Below are 17,303 nucleotides of genomic sequence, written 5' to 3' on the forward strand. Positions count from 1 at the left end.
ATGATTGAGAAGCGGATGAACGATATTAATTTACAATAAGAGTTAATTTATTCCTTGTAATCTTTCAACTAATATGTTAATAATACGTTTTGCCGCATTTCCGTCCCATAGTTCCGGTATGTTTCCTTTTTTAACATTACCCTTCATAATTTCTTGAACGTAATAAAATGCGCGTTCGACATCTTCGCCGGCAAGATAGTTTGTGCCCTCATCGACAGTTACCGGGCGTTCGGTAGTATTTCTTAATGTAATGCAAGGTATTCCCAACCAGGTAGTTTCTTCCTGGATTCCCCCGCTGTCGGTCAGTACAAATTTTGCTTCTTTTAATAAATTAATAAAATCCAGGTATCCAACCGGCTCGGATAAAATAATATTAGAATTAAGCTTTTGGGACAAATTATATTTTTCAATATTTTTACTTGTTCTGGGATGAACCGGGAAAAAGACAGTAAGTTTGTTCGATATATTGTTTAGCAGACCGATTATTTTATCAAGATTTTCCGGATTGTCAACATTTGACGGACGATGTAACGTAACCAGACAATATTGATGCGGTGCAATATTATTTTTATTAAATAATTCACCGGTACCGTTCTTATTCAAATAATATTTCAACGAGTCAATCATTACATTGCCTACGAAAAATACCTTTTCACTAGTTACGCCTTCATTATACAGATTTTTTATGCCGCTTGGTTCACTTACAAATAAAAAGTCGGAAATCGAATCGGTGACAATTCGATTGATTTCCTCCGGCATAGTTCTGTCAAAACTTCTAAGCCCCGATTCAATATGCGCTACCTTTATACCCATTTTAACCGCCGTTAGAGAACAAGCCAACGTTGAGTTTACATCGCCGACCACAACAACAAGATTAGGTTTTTCATTTAATAAAACTTTTTCAAACTCTATCATTATTTTGGCGGTTTGCTCTGCATGACTCCCTCCCCCTACTCCAAGATAAAAGTCCGGTTTGGGAAGTTCCAGGTCTTCGAAAAAAATTTTACTCATTTTTTCGTCATAATGTTGACCTGTGTGGACCAGGATGTGGTCTATTCTCCTGCCCGAGGAAGTAATTTCATCAATAGCCCGCTTAAACGGAGCAATTTTCATAAAATTCGGGCGTGCGCCTACGACGGAAATTATTTTCATATTTTAACCAAATTTTTTACATGTTATTGAATTAAAATTATACTCTCTCGCTGATACCGCTGATAATCGCTGATTTTTTTCTGCGTAGATCCGCGTAATCTGCGTGAAATATCCCCGCGCAACCTGAGTGAAACTTTTCTCTCGCTGATATCGCAGATATGCGCTGATTTTTTTCTGCGACCATCCGCGCAATCTGCGTGAAATATCCCCGCGCAACCTGAGTGAAACTTTTCTCTCGCTGATATCGCAGATATGCGCTGATTTTTTTCTGCGACCATCCGCGCAATCTGCGTGAAATATCCCTCCATAATCTGCGTGAAATAAATCAAAGATGATTTACTATTCTAACAATATTCTTTTCAAGGTCATCCGAATTAAAATTCACCAGGATTCCAAGCTTGAGTCCTGTCAGTCTCAAATAGGTAAGCAGCTGTTTATGATGAACCGGTGCTAATGCTTCCACCGATTTAATTTCCACAATCACCAGATTATCAACCAATAAATCCAATCTGAATCCTAAATCGATTCTTTCCTCATTATATATAACCGGTATAGCTACTTGTTTTTTGACTTTTCTACCTATTTTTTCTAATTCATAAGCCAGTGCAGTTTCATAAACTGATTCTAACAGACCAGGTCCAAGATTATTATAAACATTAAAAATTGCTCCCCTAATGTCGTATGAAATAATATTTTCAATTTTTTCCATTTATTTTTCTCTCGCTGATTTCCATCTGCGTAAATCTGCGTAATCTGCGTGAAATAAATCTCTCGCTGATACCACTGATCAAATCCTATTACTTTTTATCAAAATCCTTGTGACAACATTCTTCACATTCTGTCGTTTCAAGTATGTAGTAAGAAGTAAATAGTATGTAGATGTTAGTGACAAAATTTCTCCGGCTGATTAATCATGCTATTGAGCATTTTTTCTATTTTCCGGCAGCGATTCTACAAATTTCTATGTATCTCAATTTTCAAATAATCCAGGTCTTTTGACATATCTAACCAAAATTCCGTCACAGATACTTCTCCGGCGGCATCAATTAATTTACGAACAAATAATTTCGGATATTTTCTCTTCGGCCACGCTTCGGCGATATTCGCCGCAACTGACCGCGAAGACCTCCTGATTTGATCTGCCTGTCCCGTGAAATAATACTTTCATAAAAAACATAATTATTAAATCTATTCATAGCATAATTGATTAATACAATAATGTAAATTAATATCTATTTCACGGGATAAAAGTATAATTCTTCTCTGGGAAAACCTTTTGTCTCGTTGAAGATATCAACCGCTAAGCTGTATGATTTCTGATTTACCCCGTGTAAAACACAAATATTTTAAGCTGTGCAAGCTGTTCTGTATATCTCTCATATCATTTTGTCCATTTTCCCCAAAAAAATATTACACCGGGTAAACGATTAAATCTCTAAAACCACGGTACTGCTTCTTTTCCAATTTATCCTTCCTGCTTCCTACTACCTACTTCCTACTGCTTACAGCTCATTAACTTCTAACCTCTGAATTAAGTACCGAAGTACTTCTTATAAACCGTATCCGGAACAACACCAATTGAATTGCCCCATTTTATGGGTTTTTGGAGAGCTTTAACAAGCGGATAATAGGAATGATAATCAATAAAAGATTTCGGCGATGCGTTCATTATTTTATCAAAATCTTCATAACTCAAATCCAGTTTCTTCAGGCAATAATCCAATAATTCCTGCCCACCAGTAAAAGGATCAGTTTCAATTACTTTTAGTGCCTCTTCTCGGGATAGTTGTCCATTCCTTACTTTGGCGGAATAGTGAAGTTTTCTTTTATCGATATTAAATTTACGCGGCAGTATATAGGATTGAAAAAAGGCCGTATATTTGGACTCGTGATGTTTATCGCCGTAATTTTTCCAGCCCAGTTCATTTTCCAGTAAATTAAAAACTTCTTTCTCATTATATGGAATGTAATATAAAATGCGAATCTGCTTAATTTTTTTGATAAAGGAAAAATATAGATATTTAACCAAATTCATATTAGGAAAGCTTTTTAGCTTTCTTTTACCGAATATTTTTTGAACATAGTGAACATAGCGCCCATCCATGTATGTCCAGAATAGCGGTGCTGTCCCTTCAGTACGAAAAGAATGTCCATGAACAATATATTTTACACCTAATTTTGCCGCTTCATTGTATAACACGGAAAAAATAATCCAGTCTGTCGGAACTTCTGCATCGGGGACAGAAGCAAATAAAAAGCTTCGCTGTAAATCTTTGAATTCTTCCCAATCAGCGACGTGGGTATGGAGATCCACATTTAATTTTTTGCAGGCGTTTTCTATATTTTTTACAGCTATCTCAGAATCCCAACCATTATCAAAATGCACAGCAAGTGGGCGTAAACCAAGCTTAACCGCATTATACAAAGTGTAAGTGCTATCCCGGCCACCGCTTACACCGACAATACAGTCATATTTTTTCCCTTTGCCGTCTTTCTTTATTTTTTCTATTATCCTGTTCAGCCTAATCGAAGCTGTTTCATCTAAAGGATATTTTTTTTCCAATTCATCGTGAATATGGCAAAATCTACAAACGCCATTTTCGTCAAATTGGATGCCAGGAACGGTATCGTCCATAACACAACGTGAGCAAATTTTGTTATAGTTATAATTATAAGGAATAATTTTCATATGCAATTTTCTCTATTCTTACTTAAAATTATATTGATAATTAGGATTTTTTTTTAAAATTTTAAAACTTTCAGGATAATTCTCCACAAACCACTCCATAAAAGTAGTAACATCTATTTTCTCTTCATACAGCATACTTTTATATTTATTGTATTTTTCTTTTATAGATTTATCACTTAATATTGACTTGGCTATATTAGTGATTTCATTTTCATTGAATTTATTTATTATCAATCCATATTTAATTTGATCTTGCAAAGTACCAGCATCTAATTTATTTACATAAATTGCAGGTACTCCCATCATTATACATTCCGAAGCAGTAGTTGCTCCTTCGCCTATATAAAGTGATGCAAAAGCTAATAAATCATGCAATTTTTCAGGAGGGATATTGAGTTTATATTTTATTAAATTCTCTGGCATATTACCCTCTGAACTGATGAAAATTTTTGCATATGGTGCCAATTCATCAATAATACTATATATAAGACCTTTATCCATGCCTTTATAACCCCAATCATGACTAGCATTCCAGGAAACAAGTCTAATAATAACATATTTTTCATTTTCTTTAATACCAATCTGCTTAAGCACAGATTTATCTGGCATGAACCTATTAGGATGTAAATAGCTTAATTCCATATATCCAGCAAATGTAAGATGTTTATTCCCAAAATCTTTTAAAAAACAATCTGGGGTTAAAATTGCATCAGTAAATGGCACATACATTAAATGTTCATATTTTGCATGTTCCGTGTCATCAAATGCTATATGTGGCTTACCTAGTAACCATGAAACCTGAGCGGCATAAGGAGAAGAGAAACTTAAGAATAAATCAGGCTTAAACTTTAATGCAGATTTAAGTAAAATGTAATTCCCTTCAATAATATATAAAAATTTCCCAAATATCCCTTTACGTCCTGTACCACGATTTATATAATTTAAATTATATACTTGAAGTAAATACTGCGTAACCTCTTTATCTCGTGCAGTAATTAGGAACTTATGGCCTTTGCCTTCCATAATTTTAATAAAGTTTCTAAAATAGTGAACATGAGCTGGATGCCCTATATCAATCATTATTTTCATTATTCAAATATCTCTCTCATTTCATTTTTAGAAGGATAATTAATCAAAACCGCTCTTCTGGGACCATGATAAACAAATAAGCTCCCCGCAGCTACGGCAGATGCCTTCGCATCATTTACAGCTAATTTAAAATCATTATAATTTCTTGCTCCACCCAGTGCAATAACCGGAATGGTAACTGCACGGGAGATATTTTTTATTAATTCAATGTCATATCCGTTATAGGTCCCGTCTCTGTCGACCGACTGAACAATAATTTCACCTGCGCCGTATTCTTCTACTCGCTGAGCAAATTCAACAGCATCTTTATTAATTTTATGACTTGCATTTCTGTAAACCACCTGGTATTTGTTAAAAATATTTTTCTTAATATCGATGCAAACAACAATCGTCGAAGAACCAAATGTATCTGCCGCTTTTTTGATAAATTCAGGACTTTCACAAGCTATAGTATTCAACACTACTTTTTCGGCGCCCAAATTTAGTATTTTTCTAATATCCTCAATGTTTCTGATTCCACCGCCTACAGCAAAAGGCATATTTGCCTCGTCCCCGACCTTATGGACAAACTCGAGCGGAATCAATCTCTTTTCTTTTGTTGCACTAATATCAAGAAAAACCAATTCGTCAGCTTTTTTATCATTAAATATTTTAACAGCGTTTATGGGATCACCAATGTATCTATGGTTTTTGAATTTAATAGATTTAACTAACCCAAGATTTTTTAGAAGAAGAACAGGAATAACACGAGGTCTAAACATGGTTACACGCTAGTTTACTTTATTGATTCGTGTGTATAATTTTTTAGATTATGACAATGAACATTGACTTAGAAACTTAGGGAATAGGAGACAAAGGGACTTAGTGATTTTAAGCAATAATTAGATTTGATTAATAACTCCACTTTTCAGGTTGTAAAGACATACTGACTAATTTGCCAATAATATTTTCATAATTTTGATACAATTTATTATAATCATCTTGTCCTATATATTTACATTTCAATGAGAAATCGAGCCAAACTTGAGTTTCTGCGGCTTCACCTTCGGAATCCGATAATTTTGCAATAAATGATTTTGGATATTTCCTCTTTCTGAAAGCTTCTGCTAAGTTAGAACATACAGAGCGGGATGACCTACGGATTTGATCTGTTAAAGAAAATTTTTCCTCTTCTGGAAAAGTTTTAGTCAACTCAAAAATTGTCATAGCAGTATTGAAAGATATTTTATAAACATCTAATTCTGTGTGGGATCTTATTTTCAATTCAACACTCCAAAGATTTTATCTTTCGGCTAATTCTCTCAGTCACTTCGTCTCTCTGTCTCTTTTTCAAGATATCCCTACTCTTTCTGCTTTTTGCACTACACCTAAAGGTCCGCAAACCTCTTTAGCAATTCAAATCCTGTATTGTGGCTTTTTTCCGGATGAAACTGAGTTCCATAGATATTTTCCCGATGAACGGCCGAAACAAATTCGTAATCATAATTAGTAGTCATCCAGATGTCTTGCGAATTATTACATTGCAAATGATAACTATGAACAAAATAGAACTGGTCATCTGATTTAATAGATTTATCCAATGTGTTAGAATTAATAATTTTCACATCATTCCACCCCATGTGCGGTACTTTATATTTTATTTGGTCTCTTACTCTAAAACGTACAACTTCCGCATCGATCCAACCTAAACCCTTAGCATCTCCCTCTTCACTATGTTTACAGAATAACTGCACACCAAGGCAAATACCCAATATAGGAACTTTATCTTCCAACACTTTCTTGTTTAATATTTCTATAAGATTCAAACTATTCAATTTTTCCATTGCCGCTTTAAAATTTCCAACGCCGGGTAATACTATTTTTTCAGCGGCTTCAATTTCATTCAGCTGTGAAGTGATAATACAGTTGGTCCCTAATTTTTTTAATTTATTGTAAATAGAACGCAAATTACCCATGCCGTAGTCAATTATTGCAACATAAGCCATTAATTCTCCTTTTCAATGTTGTTTCTTTCTTCATATTCATAGAAAATTTTTGGCTTAACCGGAACAATTTTAGACACCAGAGGCCAAAGATAAGAATAAAATTTCTCAAAATAGATGTAGTAGGATGGATAATCACGAAAAGATTTGTTAGGGGACTTCCAGATATTTTCGAATTCTGATCTGGTAAAATTTAACTTATTAAGAACAAAATCTAAATCCTTATCAATTTCTTCCTTTACATAAGGAGGTTTAGAAACTCGTTTTAAAGCTTCATCTCTTGTTACTTCACCACTTAATACCTGAGCAGAATAGGTAATTTTTCTCTTGTCAATACCAAATTTCTCATATTGCCAATATCCTATCGCGAATTTTGTGAATAGATTTTCATGATGATGCTCGCCATAATATTGCCAACCGAAATTTTTTGTTAAAAATTCTCTTGCTTTTTTTTTGTTATACGGTAAAAAATTATAGACGGGGATCATTTTTATTTTTTTGATATATCCAAGATAGAACAACATCCATAAGGATTTTTGCGGATAAGTAACAAGCTTTACCCTACCGAACCTTTTATGCAAGTGTTTTAGCTGTTTAAAGTCCGAATACGTCCATTCTGTTGGTTGTTTCCCTTCTGACCTGAAATCATTTCCAATAAAAATAAATTTAACATCTTCATCATTAGCAATTTTATAAAGCACTGCTTGAATAGCTAAATCGGTTGGTGCATCTATCCAAGGCAGTCCGGCCAACATATAGCAGCGCATTAAATCTTTTATTTCTTCATAATCAATAACATAAGTCTCAAGATCTATATTTAATGCGCTTGTCATTTTCTTAATATTAGACACAGCAATTTCTGAGTTCCATCCATTATCAAGATTAACAGCAAGAGGACAAAGACCATACTGTTTCGCAATGTATAGTAAATAAGAACTATCCGTTCCGCCGCTAATACCGATAATACAATCGTATTTTTTATTACGCCCCTTCTTTTTTACCTCATCAACAATTTTAAGCCATTGCTTTTTGCCAATTTCACCTCTCGGGAAATCTTTCATAAGTTTAAGCTGAATTTTAGCATAATTTGAAATACCTTCATCATCAAACCTAATACCGGGAATCGTCTCATCCCAAATGCCCAATTTACAAATCATATATCTTACCTAAAAATTTTTTTCAGTTTACTAATAATAACTTTATAATGAAATAAATTAATAAAAGTTGAAAGATCTTTAGGGATTAATCTCTTTTCTAGTTTTATCAAAGCGAAGACAAAACCTGCAAAGTAAAAAAAGCTACAAACAATAAAAGGTCTTTTTTTTAGAGTAGTAACAGTCCGAATAAATACGAGAAGAAAACTATACCTCATCTTAAAAGATTCATAACCACTTTTAAAACTATGCCATACTGGGTTATAAGCACTACTCGTTTTTCGATGATGAATTACAGGAATGTTTATAGATTTAGTAGTAAATCCGTTATAATGAGCTTCCATTAAATCCAAACTATCCCAAAACCAAATTTTCTTAAATCCACTAATTTCCTGCCAGCAATCTCGGCTTATTGTTTTTAGTGCACCTCGAACAAAATAATTATGTACCTTTTCTTCAACTAATTCACCTTTGTCATTTTTTTGGAAGATTGTGCCACCACAAATCCCTAAATTTTTTTCATTCTTAAACTCATTAAAAATAATTTCAAAATAATTATTAGGAAGAGTCAAATCTCCATCGATTTTTGATATAAAATCCCAATCTGTATTTTCTAACCTTTTATAGCCTTCATAAAAAGCATTTACAACCTTGCTTCCTCCTTTCCGTTTTTCATCTTTTGTATTCAATCTAATTAACTTGATCCAGTTGTATCTTTTTAAAAACTCTTTAACAATAAAGACTGTTTTATCTGTAGAACCATCATCTACGATTATCCATTCGATTGGAAGCTCTGTTTGATTTATTATGCTCTCAATCGTAAATCGTATATAATTTTCCTCATTTTTAACTGGAGTTATGATTACATGTTTCATATTCTTTCATTGAACCTTTCAAAGAAAATCTCATGCCATAAAGCCAAATTGTAAAGTTTTATTGGGTATTTCCAATATTTATGATCACTGAAATTTTTATTCAAATATAATTCGTTAACACTCAATTCTAATTCTTTAAGAAAATCGGATTTTCTAACTTTACTAAGTATTATATCACCCAATCCATCTTTAATCCACTCTTTTTGAGGCATTTCCCAACCTTTTTTATCCCTTCGCCAAACAATCTCATCAGGCAATTTTTTATTCATTGCTAAACGTGCTATATACTTTGTATATCCGTTGTGAATTTTATAAGTAAATGGCAAATTCATCCAAAACTCTACTAATCTATAATCCATCATAGGGAATCTTGATTCAACCGAATTAATCATTGCCCCCCTGTCACCATAATGAAAAAGAGTTATTAAATTTTCATTAAAATCTTCAAATAGTTTTTCATTGACATTTTTATAAGGTGTTTGAAGATTTCTTTTACTTAGTTGTTTTTCCACGAAATTTTTCAAACCTAAGCTATTAAAAACTGAAAAGATAATACCAGTTTTAATTTCATTTTTACTCCCCTCCATCAAATTATAATTTTTCTTTATTTGGGAAGGCATATTTCCCAATGTAGTATTAGCAAAGTAATAACGAAAATAAGGAGTATATCCAGCTTGCAATTCATCAGCACCTTGTCCATCAAGCGTAACAGTTACCCCATGGCTTTTCGCTAATTTGTATGTGAGCAAGTAAGACATTAAAGTGCTGTGCTGCGGCGTATCCATAGCAAAAATCATATTCTCATAATTTTCAATAATGTCTTGTAGAGATGGTTCTATCTTAAAAGAATTTAGATTTAATTTTTCCGATAGCTTATCAATAAATAAGCTTTCATCACAATATTTTGTCTGGGGAGAGTTAAAAACTAATGAAAATGTCTTTTGTTTTTCTATACTATTCTTTCCTTTTAGTAATTTATTTATAATATAAACTACCGAAGATGAATCCAAACCACCAGAAAAACATGTACCTACCTCAACATCAGATCTTAATCTTAAAGAAACTGAATCCTCAAGTAGTGAATAATACTCTTCACTGTATTTTCTAGCTAGCATATCTGAGAAATTATCATAATTGTTTTCATTTAAAAAAGATAAATTATAGTATTTATTAAATTTAAAATCACTTTCAAAAATATTATTGATATTAAATTTTAGAAAGTTAGCATTTGGAAATCTGTAAACATTCTTGAATGCTGTTTCGTGCGTATATTCTCTTGTATCAACTATTAAATCATTTTTTATTTTTTCTATATCTGGTTCAATTTCTAAGCCGCCGAATGCTAAGAATTGCTTTATTTCAGAAGCAAATAATACTTTTGTATTATCCTTATAATAATAGAGAGGTTTTATTCCAAATCTATCACGAGCTATAAAGACTTCCTGCTTTTGCAGATCTATTAATATAAAAGCCCACATTCCATTAAATTTATTTAAGCAACCAACTCCCCAATAATCATAAGCAGCCATTATTACTTCTGTATCGGTATTTGATTGAAAATTGTAATTTTTATTTTTCAGATCATTTCTGATTTCTAGGTAGTTATAAATTTCGCCATTAAAAACTATCCAATATCTGCTATGCGCATAACTCATGGGTTGGTGGCCTGAAGGAGTAAGATCAAGTATCGAAAGACGCCTGAATCCTAGTCCAATTTTGATTTTTTTATCAAAATGTTTTTCATTTATATTTGATTGAGGTAAATAATTAATATCATTTCCTGAACCATATAATTTTGTATCATTACCCCCGAAACAGTAAAATTTATTATTGTTATCAACTATTAAATAACCTTCGTCATCAGGGCCTCTATGTTTGATTATGTTAGTCATTCGTACTAGTCTTCTAGAAATATCCGAAAAATTGTTAACTTTTAAAAAAACAGCTGCTAATCCACACATATTAATTTTATAAATATTCAGTAATTATTTTATTCCACTCTTCTCCAAAGAATTTTAGGTCAAATTTCCTTACATAATTATAACAACCGGACATAATTTTTTCCTTGTTGTTCAGTACATATTCTATTTGTTCATCTAACTTTGAATTTTCATTATAAATGCACTGACCTGCTTTATATAACAATTCACCCAATCCTGCTACACCGGACCCGATTACTGGCGTGCCTGCTAATAATGATTCATGAGCTATCCTATTCCAACCTTCAAGTAAACGCGATAAAATAACAGTTACATCGACATTTACTAACAATTCTAAATAATCATCATAAGATAATGATAAATGATGCGTTCCATAATTCTCTGACATAACTCCTGAAGTTATTATGTGATATTTTTTTCTATCTAAAGCTGCAACAACTCTATCTGTACCTTTATGAAAACCACTGTTGCCAGCGTAAACCAGAATTTTATCAGCTGGAATATTATATTTATTACAAAATTGCATTCTATCCTTTTTAGATTTTGCAATATCAAATTTACTTACATCAAAACAATTGCTAATGATATGAACATCTTCCTGCTTTAGATATTTGTTTTCTTCTAAAATGAATTTTCGCCAATACTCAGAAACACATATTATTTTGTCAAATGAATTCAACTTCTTTGATATAGATTTCCAAAATAGTTTATTTAATAGTTTCTCATTCTTAAAATCAAAATGATGAAAGATTAGAATTTTTTTATTCCCTATTTTCAAATTTAGCCCATAGATAAAGCTCAAATTAGTTATTAATATTTTATAATTGCCTTTTATATTTTTTAATTGATTATAAATAAATATTTTATTGGGATAATATTTGTATTTGGATTGACTATACTGGTATATACCAGCTTCAAATTGATTATTCAATAATTTGTATACATCTTTTTCATATAATGTCCCACCTGTAGAATCATCTGAAGTAACTAATAAAATACTGTCCATTCTACTTCTGTATATATAGTGTTATTTGAAAGAGAGCTAAACTAATACCAAATAATTCTGTAATAGAACCATAATATAATGTATTATTGCCAATAGCAGCGAGGAGTATAACTCCAACTACAATTTGGACAAAATTTTTTGTATAATTATTAATAGGTATTATTTTTTTAACGTTTTTAACTAATTTTATAAAAAGCCAACAGAACGCAACTAAACCAAATAGTCCACTCTGATTAAGAATAAAGAAATAAAAATTTTCTGAATAAGGATTGAGTGATTGATGATGCCAGCCATAAAATGAAATATAACCTAGTTTTTGAAAATTCAAACTCCATATAGACTCAGGTCCCCATCCAAAAATCAATCTCCCACTTTTTGACAATAAGGAAATATATTGAATTCCATAGTCCATTCTCGCCAATAAATTTAGCGGTAATACTAGAGGGTATTGGGATTTTACAGGTGAATTAAATGTTGTGATAATTCTTTGGTTAAAATAAACTTTTAAAGAATCTATTTGATATAGGATTAAAAATGAAATAATCATTATAGCTGTACCAATAGCAAAAAATTCAATTTTTATCTTTTTTCGCAAAATAAAAAAGAATAAAACAAGGAAAGCAAAAAGTGAACTATATGACATTGTTAGAATCAATACTGATATAAAAAATAATAAAATTATCAATTTATTTTTAGTAGGTTTAATAGCATAATTATAAAGAGCAAAAAGTGATACAATTGCAAAGAAATTACCGGCAGTGTTGGTTGCCCCCATCGTTCCAATTAATCTCCCATATTTGGAAAACGAATCATTTCCAGATGGATAAAAAATATCGAGTGATGTTTTTAAAGTTGTACTAAAGTACCTAGAAATAGAAATCGCTGCTGAAATAGTTGCAATAACAAATAATAATTTAACAAACTTACTTAATATTTCGTTTAAAGGTTCTCTTTTTAATTCATTAAGAAAAATTTTATAAAAAATATAACTTGCAAGCCATGCCCGTACTATGATAAAATATGTATATATTAAATTTACCTCATAGAAGTAATAATTAATGAGATATGGTATAAAAAGAATAAAAATGAAAAAAAATATGTAGAATTTGTTAATATAAGTTTTTGAGAAGGGACAATTTTTCTTTGTTGGTATAAAAAAAGCATAAAGAAATAGTAAAATTGCTATCCAGTCGGCAGGTTCAAATATATACCAAAAATCTTTATTAATATTTCCTAATAGAATCGCTCCGACAAGATAGTATCCAATCACTATCCAATTGTTTTTTGAGTAAATAGCAAACAGAATTATAAATAATGTAATAATTATTATTACAATTGAAAAAATCATATCAATTTATTGTGTTTAGTAATAATATCTTCGTACAACTCCAAATGAAAATTTATCCACTTACCAACTGTAAAATCTTTTTTCAATTTTTTATACCCGTTTTCACCCATTTTTTTTCTTAATTCAGAATCATCATGGAGTTTAATGATCTTTTCTGTAAAAGCACCAATGTCATTTGGTTCAACTAAAAATCCATTATATCCATCTACTATTTGTTCAGGGATACCTCCAACTCTAGAAGCAATAATTGGAATTTTTAAACTCATCGCTTCTAATGTTACAGTAGGAAATGAGTCGGGATGAATTGAAGGTAATATATAGACTGAAAGCATTTTATAGTATTTTTCAATTTCATTTGTCCATTCAATTAGTTTTACTTTATGGATTAAATCAGTCTTTAAAATAAATTGCTTTACATCATCATAATATTCTTTAGACCCCTCAATACCTAATGATGGTGATCCGATTATCAAACAATACATATTCGCCCGATATATTTGCGCTTCAAAAAATGCTTTTAATGTTATTAATTGACCTTTGAGGGGTGTTATTCTTCCGAATGTTCCGATAATAAAGCTATCTTTGGGGAACAGGAATTCAGTTTCTTCATTATTTGAATATGAATTTTCATAACTACATTCAAAACCATTATAAATAACTGTTATATTAGATTTCTTAATACCACTAGCAATAGCAATTTCTCTGGTTTTGTTAGATACGCTGATAAGTTTGTTATAAAAATTATTGATAACAAAAACATAGAATTTTGTCTTTAAGAATCCAAAATTCTCAGCAACAAGAGAATCATGTATAGTTCCAATAACTTTTATTTTTATACCCAGTAATTTTATGAACAAAATTCTGCGTGCTAGTGGTAAAGTAAATGCATGAATGAGATTCGGTTTTTCGGTTTTAATAATTTTTCTTATTAAAAATATATTAATAAAAAATTGTTTTAACTCTTTTACTCGATATATTCTTTTTAAATAAATACTGGGTACAGTATAAACTCTTAAACCAAGTTGCTTTAAATTTTTATTAAGTTCTCCTTCTTCAGTATTAATGCAAGTAATCTCTAGGTTATTTCTTTTCATCAAATTTTTTATTAATCTCAAAAATACAATTTCAGCTCCGCCCAATAAATTTCCAGAATTTAATAAGAATAATATTTTCATTTTTTTATTGATTATTACTTTTTTTTGCGACAATTCTAACTTGTAACAGATCTCTTTTCAATGAACCATATAAATAAGCGGTAATATGAAATATTTTAATTCCAAAATATTTTAAGATTCTTCTTGATTGTGGAGGCCACCGATGTTTTAATAACTCTGCCTTTTCAATTTTGTAACCAGCAGTTTTAAATAAATTTCCTAAATTCAAAGGGGTCCAAGTATATAAATGTTGGTTTATATCATTTTCATTAAATTCACCTTTTCGCTCGAATGGCGTAACAAAAATTATTTTCCCTCCCAACTTTAATTTAACTTTTAATTTCAAAAGCGTATCAAAAGGATTTTCAACATGTTCCAAAACGTGATTTGATATAATTACATCTGCCCATTCATCTGGTATGCTGTCAATTTCTTTATATACGGTGAGTCCATTCTTAATAGCAGAATCTATTGCATAATCATTTATTTCAATTCCTAATTTCGCTCTGCACTTTAAAGCTTTTAATAAATAGCCACCTCCACAACCAAAATCGATAACATTATCGGTTGGCTTAATAAATTCTTCGAATTTAAATAAATCAACAATTGCCCCGAATTCCCCTTGGCTCTTTTGCCATTCAAAGTATTCATGATCATAATGCATCAAACACGTTCCTCATAATCTTGATTATTTTATTTCTTATCTTTTTCTTTAAACTAAAATAAAAAAATTTTTTAAAATGATAGTAATCAAAATTTTCATCAATTTTAATATTTGAAGGATGCTTCTCTAAAAAAAAATTTTCATCAATTTCTCTATTAAATAGTTTTTTTTCTTTATGAATGTTTGAATGGGTACCGATATAGCCAATATTTTTTACTAAATTACTAGTTGGCCATATACACAGCCCATTATTTTTTATGCATGTAAAATACCATTGATAATCCCAATTTGATTTATCTTTTAATATATAATTGGTTTTTATAAAACTACCCCATCTTTCAATAAACCACCTTCTTTCTTTTCTTGTTTTAAAGAGATTTTTTAATTTATCTTTTAAGAAATATTCATTGATATCGCTCAAGTTATAATCGTATAAATTCCATGCCCTTTTCCATGTAGCCCATCCCCAAATATGAGCATGTCGTGAAAATATATATGAATTATTGTCTTTCATTCGTTCCGGATGCCAGTTTGTTCCCCCAATATGCATAATTCTTTTATCATTTTTATATTTTTCTAATAGTTCCTGACAAAAATAAAAAAAGGGAATCGTTGGTTCAGTATCGTCTTCTAAAATTATTAATTTTTCTTCTTTTTCAAATGCCCACGATATAGCGCCACTCACATTTAGGCCGCATCCTAAATTTTCAACATTAAATTTTTTAAATACCTGGCAGTCCCAATCAATTTTACTAACTACTTCTCTGGCTTGTTTGCAGAGTTCAATATCTTCAGGCTTATTTTCTCTTGGTCCGTCAGCAGCAATATATAGCTTTCCAGGTTTAACTTGTGCAATCTTATCAAATACTTTTTTTGTTGTATCAGGTCTGTTGAAAATAATGAAGAGAACAGGTGTTTTAAGCATTTTCAATTCCTTTAATAATTAAAGTTCTACGAAATATTATTGAATAATAAAAAAAGTATAGAATATTGCTAATTGTGAAACCTATTGTGGCACCCCATATACCGTTTGTTCTGATTAACAATATTGCAAAAATAGTATATACCGAAAAATATAGAATTATTGAAATGATATATAATAATGTTTTAGCTTTCGCCATTAAGATCGAAGAAAGACAAAAATTAACTATAAAAAATAAATCCCCTATTAACTGCGGTAAAAACAGAATATCCATTCCTGCAAACTTATCACTAAAAACAATAGGAATGATCAAATGCTTTAATAATAAAATTATTATTATACAAATAGATAAAGCTGGCAAAACGACTTTATACGTTTGCATCAAGATTTTGCGTGTTTCCAAATTAGTTTTTGCATTCGAAAGCTTTGGTATCATATAAATACCCAGTGTACTTGTAAAAACAAGCAAGTACATTGCGGAAAATCTATTCATTGCCTCCCATAGCCCGGCATCATTTAAGGAAAGGTTGTGGATTAAAAAGTTTCTTATTAATAACTTTGATGTTGGATCTACAAGTGCAACAACAATTCCCATAAGGGTATATTTAAAATAATTATTCAAAACATCTTTTTTGATTTTGAATTTTCTAAAAGCAGTCTTGTACCAATCAAACTTTCTGATTTTATTATAAGAAAATATTAAAACAATAGATTGGTTCGTAACAATAGCACTCAATGCTCCCTCTATACCCCATATTAATACTAATACTACAGAAAATAATAAGCTATTAATGCTTTGCGTGATATTTAATTTTATCAGTTCATTAAATTCTTGTAAACCGTTAATAATCGAAAGGAAAGTAGAGTTAAGTGAGAATAGTAATATTGTGGTTCCATACAAAATAAAAACAAAATAAAACTTGGAATCTTGAAGTATCAATTCTGAAAGCTGATGATTAAATGCAATTAACAGTATTGCTGTAAAAAGTGAACAAACCAGAATTAAAAAAACCGCATTTTGAATATATTCTACTAACTTTTTTTTAGATTCTTCAAATTCGGATACATATTTAACTATGCCACTCTGTATACCTGCTGTTGATAATAAAAAAGCTATATACATTACATTCGATAATTGTCCTATTAAGGCGATTCCGCTTGGTCCAATAATTACTGAAAGGATTTTGTTTGAAATAAAACCGGTAAAAAATTTGACTACGGTGGCTATTCCAGTGAATGAAAATACTTTGATTAATTCATTGCTAATTATCTTTTTGTAATAGTTTGTAAGTGCCGTAAGAATCAAAGTAGATAAAATTCCATTTTTG

Annotated in this window: 17 protein-coding genes; all 17 read right to left on the reverse strand. The window is 30.8% G+C overall.

What is annotated here, in order from left to right; genetic code table 11:
- Window positions 1–42: 42 nt before the first annotated feature.
- Entirely contained in the window at window positions 43–1,152 is a 1,110-nt protein-coding gene (wecB, locus tag ACOYVE_RS10300; RefSeq protein WP_422881793.1) for a non-hydrolyzing UDP-N-acetylglucosamine 2-epimerase, read from the reverse strand.
- 325 nt (window positions 1,153–1,477) lie between these two features.
- Window positions 1,478–1,861 (reverse strand): GxxExxY protein, encoded by a 384-nt coding sequence (locus ACOYVE_RS10305; RefSeq protein ID WP_422881795.1) that lies wholly within the window; start codon window positions 1,859–1,861, stop codon window positions 1,478–1,480.
- A gap of 242 nt (window positions 1,862–2,103) precedes the next feature.
- Complete coding sequence (locus ACOYVE_RS10310; RefSeq protein WP_422881991.1) at window positions 2,104–2,286, reverse strand: four helix bundle protein; 183 nt, start codon at window positions 2,284–2,286, stop codon at window positions 2,104–2,106.
- Window positions 2,287–2,683: 397 nt separating this feature from the next.
- Entirely contained in the window at window positions 2,684–3,841 is a 1,158-nt protein-coding gene (locus tag ACOYVE_RS10315) for an N-acetyl sugar amidotransferase (RefSeq protein WP_422881796.1), read from the reverse strand.
- Between the two features lie 18 nt (window positions 3,842–3,859).
- Complete coding sequence (locus ACOYVE_RS10320; RefSeq protein WP_422881798.1) at window positions 3,860–4,930, reverse strand: DUF354 domain-containing protein; 1,071 nt, start codon at window positions 4,928–4,930, stop codon at window positions 3,860–3,862.
- Window positions 4,930–5,691, reverse strand: coding sequence for an AglZ/HisF2 family acetamidino modification protein (locus tag ACOYVE_RS10325; RefSeq protein ID WP_422881800.1), 762 nt, complete (start codon window positions 5,689–5,691; stop codon window positions 4,930–4,932). The genes ACOYVE_RS10320 and ACOYVE_RS10325 overlap by 1 nt, the downstream gene beginning before the upstream one ends.
- Before the next feature lie 130 nt (window positions 5,692–5,821).
- Window positions 5,822–6,193, reverse strand: coding sequence for a four helix bundle protein (locus ACOYVE_RS10330; protein WP_422881801.1), 372 nt, complete (start codon window positions 6,191–6,193; stop codon window positions 5,822–5,824).
- Window positions 6,194–6,297: 104 nt separating this feature from the next.
- Window positions 6,298–6,915 carry an imidazole glycerol phosphate synthase subunit HisH gene (gene hisH, locus ACOYVE_RS10335; RefSeq protein WP_422881803.1) on the reverse strand — a complete coding sequence of 206 codons (618 nt, stop codon included), beginning with the start codon at window positions 6,913–6,915 and terminating at the stop codon, window positions 6,298–6,300.
- Entirely contained in the window at window positions 6,915–8,069 is a 1,155-nt protein-coding gene (locus tag ACOYVE_RS10340; RefSeq protein WP_422881804.1) for an N-acetyl sugar amidotransferase, read from the reverse strand. Before ACOYVE_RS10340 ends, hisH begins: the two co-directional genes overlap by 1 nt.
- A gap of 5 nt (window positions 8,070–8,074) precedes the next feature.
- Window positions 8,075–8,941, reverse strand: coding sequence for a glycosyltransferase family 2 protein (locus tag ACOYVE_RS10345; RefSeq protein WP_422881806.1), 867 nt, complete (start codon window positions 8,939–8,941; stop codon window positions 8,075–8,077).
- Entirely contained in the window at window positions 8,938–10,902 is a 1,965-nt protein-coding gene (gene asnB / locus ACOYVE_RS10350) for an asparagine synthase (glutamine-hydrolyzing) (RefSeq protein WP_422881807.1), read from the reverse strand. Before asnB ends, ACOYVE_RS10345 begins: the two co-directional genes overlap by 4 nt.
- Before the next feature lie 7 nt (window positions 10,903–10,909).
- A complete protein-coding gene (locus tag ACOYVE_RS10355; protein ID WP_422881809.1) occupies window positions 10,910–11,887 on the reverse strand; it encodes a glycosyltransferase in 978 nt (325 codons plus the stop codon).
- Window position 11,888: 1 nt separating this feature from the next.
- Entirely contained in the window at window positions 11,889–13,157 is a 1,269-nt protein-coding gene (locus tag ACOYVE_RS10360; protein ID WP_422881811.1) for a hypothetical protein, read from the reverse strand.
- 74 nt (window positions 13,158–13,231) lie between these two features.
- Window positions 13,232–14,410 (reverse strand): glycosyltransferase family 4 protein, encoded by a 1,179-nt coding sequence (locus tag ACOYVE_RS10365; RefSeq protein WP_422881813.1) that lies wholly within the window; start codon window positions 14,408–14,410, stop codon window positions 13,232–13,234.
- Window positions 14,411–14,414: 4 nt separating this feature from the next.
- On the reverse strand, window positions 14,415–15,053 hold the full coding sequence (locus tag ACOYVE_RS10370; RefSeq protein WP_422881815.1) for a class I SAM-dependent methyltransferase: 639 nt from the start codon (window positions 15,051–15,053) through the stop codon (window positions 14,415–14,417).
- Window positions 15,043–15,978: a hypothetical protein gene (locus ACOYVE_RS10375; RefSeq protein ID WP_422881816.1), complete on the reverse strand. Its 936-nt coding sequence runs from the start codon at window positions 15,976–15,978 to the stop codon at window positions 15,043–15,045. The genes ACOYVE_RS10370 and ACOYVE_RS10375 overlap by 11 nt, the downstream gene beginning before the upstream one ends.
- Entirely contained in the window at window positions 15,971–17,281 is a 1,311-nt protein-coding gene (locus tag ACOYVE_RS10380; protein WP_422881818.1) for an O-antigen translocase, read from the reverse strand. Before ACOYVE_RS10380 ends, ACOYVE_RS10375 begins: the two co-directional genes overlap by 8 nt.
- Window positions 17,282–17,303 lie beyond the last annotated feature (22 nt).

The sequence above is a fragment of the Melioribacter sp. genome (assembly GCF_049325435.1).
In the GTDB taxonomy this organism is placed as follows: Bacteria; Bacteroidota; Ignavibacteria; order Ignavibacteriales; family Melioribacteraceae; genus Melioribacter; species Melioribacter roseus.